At 48.5% G+C, this 299-nt stretch carries 1 pseudogene; it reads right to left on the minus strand.

Annotated features, from left to right (window positions below):
• Positions 1-299 (minus strand): annotated as a pseudogene (locus tag AB5935_RS27535) (RagB/SusD family nutrient uptake outer membrane protein); the annotation flags it as partial.

Genomic DNA, 299 nt, shown 5'->3' on the forward strand with positions numbered 1-299 from the left:
GTATTCTGTTGCCATGTGCCATCCCCAGCCCAAGTCCCATTGACCTGCTCCGCGTACACCTTGTACTTCACAGAACTGGCTACCGATAACGGTACTTTGAGGAAGAGCGGCAGTAGCTGTACATTGCAACTCGAATATAGAACCTCCGTTATTTTCACCATCATCCGTGAAAATCTCATTATACGGAGTCTTTAAGTTGTAGAGCCCCTTTTTGATGACATCGGTGGAGGCTGTGTACATATTGTTCCAGTCGTTGCGCATCATATAAGTACGCGCGTGTAAGGAACGGGCAGCTCCCC

Source organism: Phocaeicola sp. RTP21198st1_B8_RTP21198_201120, assembly GCF_040929485.1.
In the GTDB taxonomy this organism is placed as follows: Bacteria; Bacteroidota; Bacteroidia; order Bacteroidales; family Bacteroidaceae; genus Phocaeicola; species Phocaeicola dorei.